The 9604-nt window shown below is 58.2% G+C and carries 6 protein-coding genes; all 6 read right to left on the bottom strand.

The genetic code is table 11. The annotated features are described in order from the left end of the window. Positions 1-813 (bottom strand): 23S rRNA (adenine(2030)-N(6))-methyltransferase RlmJ (locus tag KGA97_RS28065; protein ID WP_223481889.1); only part of this gene is annotated, 813 nt, incomplete at its 3' end. A gap of 117 nt (positions 814-930) precedes the next feature. Continuing rightward, positions 931-1254, bottom strand: coding sequence for a hypothetical protein (locus KGA97_RS28060; RefSeq protein ID WP_223436192.1), 324 nt, complete (start codon positions 1252-1254; stop codon positions 931-933). 539 nt (positions 1255-1793) lie between these two features. Continuing rightward, the gene (locus KGA97_RS28055; protein ID WP_223481888.1) at positions 1794-2102 is read right to left on the bottom strand and encodes a contact-dependent growth inhibition system immunity protein; all 309 of its coding nucleotides are present in this window, start codon (positions 2100-2102) and stop codon (positions 1794-1796) included. Continuing rightward, positions 2099-6757, bottom strand: a complete 4659-nt coding sequence (locus tag KGA97_RS28050; protein WP_223481887.1) for an RNase A-like domain-containing protein — start codon at positions 6755-6757, stop codon at positions 2099-2101. Before KGA97_RS28050 ends, KGA97_RS28055 begins: the two co-directional genes overlap by 4 nt. Next, positions 6757-7494 (bottom strand): DUF4123 domain-containing protein, encoded by a 738-nt coding sequence (locus tag KGA97_RS28045; protein ID WP_223481886.1) that lies wholly within the window; start codon positions 7492-7494, stop codon positions 6757-6759. Before KGA97_RS28045 ends, KGA97_RS28050 begins: the two co-directional genes overlap by 1 nt. After that, positions 7484-9397 carry a type VI secretion system tip protein VgrG gene (locus KGA97_RS28040; RefSeq protein WP_223481885.1) on the bottom strand — a complete coding sequence of 638 codons (1914 nt, stop codon included), beginning with the start codon at positions 9395-9397 and terminating at the stop codon, positions 7484-7486. The genes KGA97_RS28045 and KGA97_RS28040 overlap by 11 nt, the downstream gene beginning before the upstream one ends. Between the last annotated feature and the right edge of the window lie 207 nt (positions 9398-9604).

Raw genomic sequence — 9604 nt, 5'->3', positions numbered from 1 at the left:
CTGCCACCCACCCTGGGTTTGTCCCAACTTCTTGGACAACCACGGCAGCAGCTCACGCAATTCCTCTTCCAGCCCCCACGGCGGGTTCGCGATCGCCAACCCGGAACCGTTCAGACTGTTCGGCGTGTCCAGCGGATGCACCAGCAACTCCACCCGCAACAACTTCGGCGCGCCCGTGCCGGCCAGATCCTGATAAAAACGACGCAACATGCGCTGGTCCTTCACCGGGTACCAGATCGCCGCCACGGTTTGACGCATCCGGCCAATCGCTTCTTTCAGCGACGCCGCGCAACGCTGCATCTCATCGAGCTGTTCAAACGGCGGATCAATCAACATCACCGCGCGCTTCTCCTGCACCGGCAACATTGCACGCGGCACATGCCAGCCTTCGCCGAGGTGAACCTTCACGCGACGGTCACCGGCCATGTTGTCCTTGAGCAACACACCGTCTTCGGGGTGCTTCTCGTTGAGCATCACCCGATCCTGCGGCCGCGTCAGACGGCGCGCCAGCTCTGGCGACCCCGGGTAATAGCGCAACTGGCCATCCGGGTTCATGTCGTGCAGCACCTTCATGTAATCGGCGGTCAGTTCCGGCAGATCCGGCTGATCCCACAACCGCGCGATGCCTTCCAGGTACTCACCGGTACGGCTCGCCTGATCGCCTTGCAGGTCATACAGACCAATGCCGGCGTGAGTGTCGAGATAGGCAAACGGCTGCTCCTTGCGCGACATCAGGGCGATGAGGCGGGTCAAGGTCAGGTGTTTGAACACATCGGCGTGATTGCCGGCATGGAAGGCGTGACGATAATTCATGATTGCTCCTGCGAAGGCCGGGAAGTTTACCTTGTACCGAGGCGAACGTCAGGGCTTCGCGGCTGAGCGGGCAGTGATCGTTCCCACGCAGCACGTGGAAACGATCATTCAGTGGCGCTACGCGGAAGGCCGAGCCTTCAACCGCCGCCCCAACACATCTAGCACATCACACCCGTCCCGCAACGGAATGGCGCAGAGCAGGGCAAAGTCACTGAGGATGAAGGACTGGCACTCGATAGAACCACGCATCGACAGGTTTTCGAGCACTTGGGTGACAGCGCGGATTCGATAGCTGGCGGCGTCGTATAAAACGTCGAGTGGTGCGAGGGTATCGACGAACAAGGTGGGCATGTCGTCGCAGTTACTGGTCAGAGCCATGAAACGGCTTTTGGGTGGAGGAGTTGGTTTTTCGTAGGGTGGATCGGGGTGAAGATTAGTCATTTTTAAACCTCTGGTAAGAAGGGAAGCTACCATCGGCCTTCCTACAGGCTTGGGTGGCAGCTATACGCGGGGTAGGAATATCGAGACCAGAGAACTCGACCACGCCGAAGCATGCCCGCGCAGAGCTGCCGCAACTGATCTTACGGACGCACGTTGCCGGCCGCAAATACAGGTGTCGACGCCAAAGCGTCCTCTCTAGTCTTGAAGGGTTCCTACACCCTGCCACTGAATTTTCAGTGACCACCAGAGACTATCGATGGAACGCACTTCCCACCAGTTCATGCAAACCGCTAAAACTTGAAGGAAACTTCCGACGACCTTGCCCGGAAATTTCGCAGCCTGTAAGACCGCCTTCGCGGGCAAGCCTCGCTCCTACAGGATTGAGGTCGGTCGCGAAAATGGGGACAACACCAATCCTGTAGGAGCGAGGCTTGCCCGCGAATTGAGCGCGAAGCGCTCATAAAATCTATCTGTCTCAGAGATAACAAGCCTTACCAGGTTGATTGGTCTTCAAGGCTGATACCTAAAAGGGACGAATTTTAATTTTCATCAGTGTTGCTATCCAGTTTGCTAGCAATATGACGCAACCATAATTCGCCGGATTCCCACACGTTCCAGTAGCAGTAGTAACAGCTCAGCTCTTTCAATAGATACTCCCTTAACTCCACTTCGTCCTTCCGCTGATCAAGCAGAAAATTGAGCTCTTCCCGGACCAACATTAAATCCCGGGGGTCAGCGTCAGCTAAAAAAGCATCTATAACTTGCTCAGCGGTCCCGTGTTCGACAGTCCAATCCTGATGAAAGTACGCGCCAAAAAAATCGTGTAACTCGGGAAGCTCTTTGTTCATATCTCTGGAAATCCTGTTAGCAAAAAATATCCCTCAGGCCGTCGGGCATCCTTTACCAGCACCAACAATACCTTCGAAGCTGGCAAATGGTTGTTACGTCCATTGGGCATACTTACCCCTACTGGGTAAGGGAACGTATGAGTAACTATCGTCTTCGCCTTCTTCCCCTGAAGGAATTTTTCGATTTTTGCTTTATTTGCATCTAATGCTTTCGAAGAAGCCGACTCAGCAGTAGCTCGATCGGGAAACGTTGATGCAGCAGGAATATTTGGCTCAGCTTTTAACCTTTTAGCTAACTGCTTGTCCGTTCTCCCCACATGTTTCTTGATGAGGTGCCCTCCTTGAGCTTCATGCGCAGCCAAACCTCCACCTGGAACAATTTCGCTGTACGGCCCATCAACATCCAAATCGCCAGGACAAGCGGTACAAGCCAACCCCAACGGATCAACCCACCCCGTCGGATTCAGCGCGTACCGATACCCGTTCAGCCCACCCGCCAACTTGACCGGATCCGGCGTCAGGTACCGCCCTACCTCCGGATCATAGTACCGATGCCGGTTGTAATGCAGGCCGCTCTCGGCATCGAAGTACTGCCCCTGAAACCGCAGCGGCTGCTCAAGTTGCTCGCCCCCACCGAACGCTAACCGCGTGACTTTTCCGTAGGCGTTGTACTTCGCCGACCAGACAATCTCGCCACCAAAATCGGTCAGTTCCTGCGGCGTACCAAGGTGATCGAGTTGGTAGTAAAACGGGCAAGCCTCGCGCGGGCCTTTGCCGTCGAGCATGGCCAGCGGGCGGAAGGTGCCGGGTTCGTAGACGTAGCTGCGGTAATGCTCGCGACTGCTTTCAGCGACGAGGTTGTCGCCCTGCCAGAAGAACTCGGTGGTTTTACCGTCGACGGTTTTAGCGATGCGTCGGCCGAAGGCGTCGTAGCGGTAACTCGCGCAACGCCCGTCCGGGGTCGTGACGCTGACCAAGCGATGCTGGCAGTCGTAGGCATATTCGGTGACGAGTTTTTGCCCGGAGCCGCGACGTTCGCGGATGAGGTTGCCGAAGGCGTCGTAGTCGTAATGCCGGTCGCCTTGCATGAGCAGGCGATTGCCTTTTACGGCAGCCACACCGGGGCGGTTTTGCATCAGCAGGTTGCCGGCCGGGTCGTGGGCGAAGCTTTCCGGTGGGTCGTCGCGGGTGTGGCGCACGCGGGTCAGGCGGTTGAGGGCGTCGTAGTAATAACTGCGCTGGCCGTGGCGGCTGTCGGCGATGGTCGCCAGGTTGCCGTTGACCGCGTAGGTGTAGTGGCGCAGGTACAGCGGCCGGGTGTGTTGATTGATCGCGTGTGCTTGCAGGCGGCCCTGTTCGTCGTAGTGGTAGCGGCTGGTGAGCTGGCCTTGTTGGCGCTGTTGTTCGCGGCCAAACGTGAATTGGTGGGTGGTGAGCGGCGCGCCGTTGAGGTCGATGGCGGTCAGCGCGCCACCCTTGGCGTGGTGGTAATCGAGCTTGCTGCCGTCCGGCAGGCGCATGCGGTTGAGTTGGCCACAGGTGTCGTAGCCGTAGCGCAAGGTGCCCCAGCCTTGGTGCTCGGTGATCAAACGGTCTTGTCGGTCGTACTCGAATTCCAGTGGATGATCGTGACCGTCGTCGACGCTGATCAGTCGGCCGAGGCTGTCATAGCAATATTCGACCTTGATGCCATCGGGCAGCGTTTTGACCAGCAACCGCCCTGCCGAATCTCGCTCATAAGCGGTAACCCGCTGCGAGCCGTCGTCGCCGAACTCGGTTTTTTCCAACAGGTTTGCGTTGAGGTCGTAGGTGTATGCCGTGCGCTGGCCGTCGAACCCGATCTCCTGTTGGATCAATCCGCCGGGCGTGTAGTCCAGGCGATATTGTTCGCCGGATTCGTTTTCGATTTCTGTGAGCAGCAGCTGCGCGTTGTCGTAGCGATAGTTGAGCTGCGTGCCGTCGGGATTGATCCGGCGGCTGACCAGATGCAAACCATCGACGTATTCGTAGCGGGTAACGAGGCCAAGCTCGTCGCGTTCGGCGGTGATTTTTCCGTAGGCGTTGTAGCTGAAGGCGCGAGTGGCCCCTGTAGGAAGTGTCGTCTGAACCAGTCGCCCAACGGCGTCCCACCCGTAGTGAGTGAGCGATCCGTGTTCATCCTGATCGGTAATCCGCCGGCCCAGCACGTCGTAGGAAAACCGCCGCAGCCCACCGTCCGGTAAAGTTTCTTCAACCAGTTGCCCCAAAGCATTGCGGACGAAGAGATGGCGACTGCTATCCGGGTAACGGATCGACAGCAACTGTCCTTTTTCATCGTAGTGATAGTGGGTGACCTGACCGTCGGGATCAGTCTCTTCGGTGATGTCGCCCTGAGCATTGCGCTGATATTTCCAGACCGCTTTGCCGCGATACCGGGCATGCAGGAAACCGTTGCGATACTCGTAGGACGTGGGCTCATCTTCCGGCGGAATCAGCGCCACCAAGCGTCCGACTTCGTCGTAGTGGTACGCGGTGACAGCGCCGAGCGGATCCTGCTCGGCAATCAATCGCCCTTTGTCGTCGTAGGCCTTAAGGTGTTCGCCGCCATCCAGCTCGACCTTGCGCACCAGTCGCGCCCGGTCGTCATGCTGGTAAACCTCTTCGCTGCCGTCGATGTTGTGGACGGTGACACTGCCCTCGTCATCCCAGACATAACGCGCTTCCATCTGCGCAAACGACGCCCAATGCCGGACGCATCGCGCAGCCTTGCCGGACCTTTCCCACTCCCAGAAGAAACTCGCCCCACCGGCCAGCTGCCGTTGCTGGATGACGTGCTGGTCGTCGTAGTCGTAACGCTCGCTTTCCCCGGCGGCGTTGGTCGCTTCGATCAGTCGAGCGCGCTCGTCGTAGCGGTAACTGATCAGCGTCTGTTCGGTTATCCAGGCTTCGTCCGACGTGTCTGCCGGGACAAAACGCTGGTAGTCGACGGCAATCAAATGGTGCTGGTCGTAGCGCAACAACAAGGCGCGACCGGCGCCGTTGTCGAGGCGCTGGATACGGTCGCGGCGGTCGTGAGTGATGCGCAACCGGTTGTCGTAACCGTCGCTGATCGCAGCCAATCGACCGTTGATGAAATGATAGAAACGCGTGTCGTCGCCGGCCTGGGCGAGGATCAGCTCTTCCGGGGCGTCGCCCAGGTAAATCGCTGCACGCGAGAGGCTGTTGTGGATCGCCGGGCGCTCATTGCCAGGCAGCGGAAAGGTGGTGCGACGGTTTTCGTGGTCGATCCAGGTGACGCCATCGCCATCGATTTCCAGTCGGTGCGCAAGGCTGTGACTCCAGCCAAAACCGATGCCGCAATCAATCTCGACGGCGCTGGTGCGATAGAGGCGCGTGAAGTCGAACGGCAGGATTCCATTCAATGAACCGTCGGTGAGGGTCAGCAGTTCTTCGCCGGTGACCATCGACACCGGGCATTTGTTGGTCGCGGTTTTATCGGCGGAATCGGCGCTGTCGCCGTTGGGATTTGTGGCCTGCTTCGAAGCGTCGTCGTGGTGTTCGTTTTGTTTGAGCGTGGTATTGCGTCTGGCGTCCCAACGCAGGTGCAATCCGCCTTTTTTCACACCCGCTGCCACGCCCCGTGCGGCGACCTTTTTGTACTGGTCGACGTAGGTCATGAAGTTGTTGATGAGGGTGAAAATCGCTTTGACGAAACCCTGCACGGCGCTGACGATACGGGCGCCGTAGCTGGCGAGACGCATACCCAGGTAGGCGATGCCCGCCCCCGCACCGGCGAAGGTCAGGACCACGCCAATTAGAATGTCGATGAGCAACTGAACCACCACCGTCGACAGTGCTTCGGCGGTTTTTCCAGCGATCTCGCTGGGCGGCAACATCTCCAGCCAGAGGCTGGCGGTTCGCAACAACAAACACAGCGCCGCTTCGTCACTGGCCAGCAGTTGGACCTTGGCCATGACGTCCGGAGCGGTTTTGGCGAGCGTGGCCAGTTCATCCGCACTGCTACCCAACCGCTCAACGAACTTGCCGGGATCCTGGAGAATGTCCGAGAGCAGGCTGATGCTGTCCCACACACCAATGACCGCCGCCCAACTTCCCGCCAGCAGGCCATTACCCGCAGCGGCAAACGCTGACTGCGACCACTGCGGTTTGAAGCCTTGCCACTCAGTGCGCAGCCAGTCTTCCAGCTGTCCGGTCAGGCCGTCGTAAGACTTGAAAAGCTCATCAACCTGATCCGAAGTCACCGCGCTGTGGACATGCACGCGGTAGAACTTCCCGGCAATGCCCCTGAATTGTCCCTTGCCGTTTTCATCGAGCGTGACGGTGTTTTTTTCGCCGCCATCAACGGCAATCACATCAACATCAATGTTCCCCAGCGGAACGTCATAAACCGATTCGAACTTGCTCTCGATCTGCAGAATTCCGTTTAGCGGACACTGCGCAACACTGGAGAAAAAGTCGTCATCACTGCGGCTCACCGACGTAGTGGTATTGCCCAGTTTGATCTGCCGGTCCATGTCCATCAGCGAGGGCAGGTCCATTGCCCGGCTGACCTTGTCGGCATTGCGACTTAAAAAGCCCTTGAGTTGCTGGCGATACACACTCAGCGTGTCCTTGAAACCGTCGAGCTCCTGCTCGATCCGTACGATCTGATCCATCAGTCCAGCTCCATCGACAGGTAATCCACCAAGGCTGATTTCGGGGCTGGCGGCAGGCCCGGCTCTTCCAGAAAGATCGCGACTTTGTGCCGCAAAACGCTTTCGGAAAACGCCTCGAAAAGATCAGGACGGTCCTCGCTCAGCCACGTGAGCAAGTTGTTCAGCCGAGTGGTGTTTGAGTGTTCGCAGAGTTGCTTCAACAGCGTTGCGCCGACTTCCCACCATGGAAAAACCCTGGAGGTTTTCAGTGCAGTTCCACCGATGTCGAGCGGCTGACCATTGATCAGGCACCGCCCCACGACCGGCAGCAGTTGAGCGACATCAACCTCGGCAGACTGAAGAATCGGCAGCAAGTAATGCCCGTCCCAAAAGCGGAAAAACACCGCGTTGCCATTGGGCAAAAACACTTGCGTGAGGCTGCGCAGATGTTCGATCAACACGTCTTGAGGCGCAGAGGAAACCGCCAGCCAACCCCAGTCGCGAGACTCGGTAGTGGCGACCCAATCCAGAAACTCACTGCCAGCAGCGACGATTCCGACATAGGGCATGACCGGTTCCCACTCGGCGTAAGCGGTGTCGGCCCAGATCGGGCTCGGAGCATGCAACGGACTTGATCTCTGCCAGGCGTTGAACGGCTCAGCGGAACTGGCATTGCCGAACACTGCGAACAACTGCTCGGAAGGCTCGAGTGGTTGGCGCTCCAGCCAAGTGAGGGGTGACAAGCACTCAGGCTGCACAGACACCACCCTTGCAGCGTTCACATTCTTCGCAGAATGGGGCGTCGCTTTTCAGGGTCAGAATCTGTGCTGTGCTGAGTGCCAGAAGTGTTCGTTGAGTGGTCGCGGCGTCCATGGCCGGCATCGGTGCACCGCCCAGTTCAATCGGAACGCTGCTGAAGATCCCGGCGGGGCCGATGTTGATCCAGTGGCCACCCGCCTGGATGGTCGCGCTTGCGCCGCCATCGATGACAATTTGCTGGCCGGCGCTGGCGTGAAATTGCCCGCTCGCCTTGAGGGTCTGGTTGCTTACGGTGATGGAGCGGTCACCGTGAACGTGCAGGTTATCGTTGGCACCAATCACCGCACTGCGCAGATTTGCGACCTGGACGTGCAGGTCGTTCAACACGTGTTGAGTCCAGTTTCGCTGGGCTCGCAGGTAGATTTCCTCGGCCCCTTTGCGATCCTCGATGCGTAATTCGCTGTAACCGCCGCCACCGGGACTGCTTTGGCTACGGAAAATGCTGCGGGTTTTGTCGGCAGGCAGATTCAGTGGTATCGAGTTGGCGCCATTGGGCACGCAGCCCATGACCATCGGCTTATCGACGTCGGCATCGAGGAACCCCACCAACACTTCCATGCCGACCCGAGGAATCAGTGCGATGCCGTAGCCCTCATGCGCCCAGCCGGTGGCGACGCGCAGCCAGCAACTGGAGTGTTCATTGCGCTTTGCGTCACGATCCCAGGCGAGCTGAACCTTGACGCGGCCGTACTCGTCACAGTGGATTTCACTGTCGGTCGGGCCAGTGACTACGGCGGTCTGGTAGCCGGTGAAAGTGGGTTTCCCGATCAGGGGTGGGCGAAACGAAACATCCCACGGTGTCGCCAGGAAAGTATTGCTATAGCCTTGGAAATCTTCCGGGTTGCTGCCGGCCATCTCTTCCAGCACTTGCGGCTGACGGCCATGGTGTTCGATTTGGGTGATCAGCCACAGGTCATTCCAGGCCTGGCGTGGGTGTTCCGACAACACCAGGAAGTGGCCTGCCACCAAAGCGGGCTCATCGCTGCGACCTTCAGCCTGACGGTAGTCTGCGTTGTGGCGCTCCAGTGTTCGTTGAGCCAGCGCCCTGCCAGATTCGCGATCCGTGAACTGGCCAGGAAAGTGATAATCCTCAAGCGTCGGCAGTTGCCCGTTGTCGCTTCGGCTTTCAAGTTGCAGCCCGGGTTTGTGGAAGTCGTAGTCGCGACGGGCTACCGAAGTGGTGCGGGTTTCCAGCCGCACGTTGAAGCGATTGATCGCAGGCGCGTCGGCCGCCATTCCCGTGTCAGGCGAGAAAAGTGTCGGTTTGTCGATCAGGGGGAAAACCGTCTGGTCATCACCAAACACCAGCAAATGCCCGTCAGGGCTGTGCTGAAAGTGGTAGTGAATGCCGATCTCGGCACACAAGCGCTGGATGAACGCCAGGTCGCTTTCCGCGTATTGCACGCAGTACTCGCGATCGGGGTAATCGCTGCCGAGCTGAAAGGCGAACGCATCGCGCTGGATGCCATGATCCTCAAGGATTTGCGCAATGATCAGCGGCACGCTTTTGTGCTGGAAAATCCGCTGATTGATGCGCTGGTCGAGGTAGGTCAAACGCGGGACCAGGCTGACTTGATAGCGCGTCAGACGCTTACCGGAATCGCCCTGGCCAACCCGAAAAATCTGACCGTGAATACCGCTGCCTTGTGTATCGAGACTCAGAAACGCCTGACGATGCAGAAGGCTTTCGAGCTCGATGTCCGGCCGTTCACTGACCAGTTCCAGATCAAAGCGGTAAGGCTGGCTGATGGCTTCCTTGCCGGTGAACTCAAGCACCTTGAGGTCATGCTGGTCACCGTCGACGGTCAGCGTAAAGCGCGGTTGATTAGCAAGAGCGAACATCCGATGTGTCTCTGCAGAGTGAAGGCGGGCGATTCTGCATGAGCGGCAAGGGGTGTTGACGAAGGGACAGGAAACTCAGATTTGTCGTGCTTTTTTAAAGAATTTTCCTTCAAAAATCGGGATGTTTGGCTACAGACATTCCTTTCAAAACCACCACTGCCCTCCTGTGGGAGCGAGCCTGCTCGCGATGGTGTGTCAGTCGAAACC

The sequence above is a fragment of the Pseudomonas sp. BF-B-15 genome, assembly GCF_019946675.1.
Lineage (GTDB): Bacteria > Pseudomonadota > Gammaproteobacteria > Pseudomonadales > Pseudomonadaceae > Aquipseudomonas > Aquipseudomonas migulae.
The sequence above is the reverse complement of the archived record's forward strand: the minus strand, read 5'-3'. Positions and strand labels throughout refer to the sequence as shown.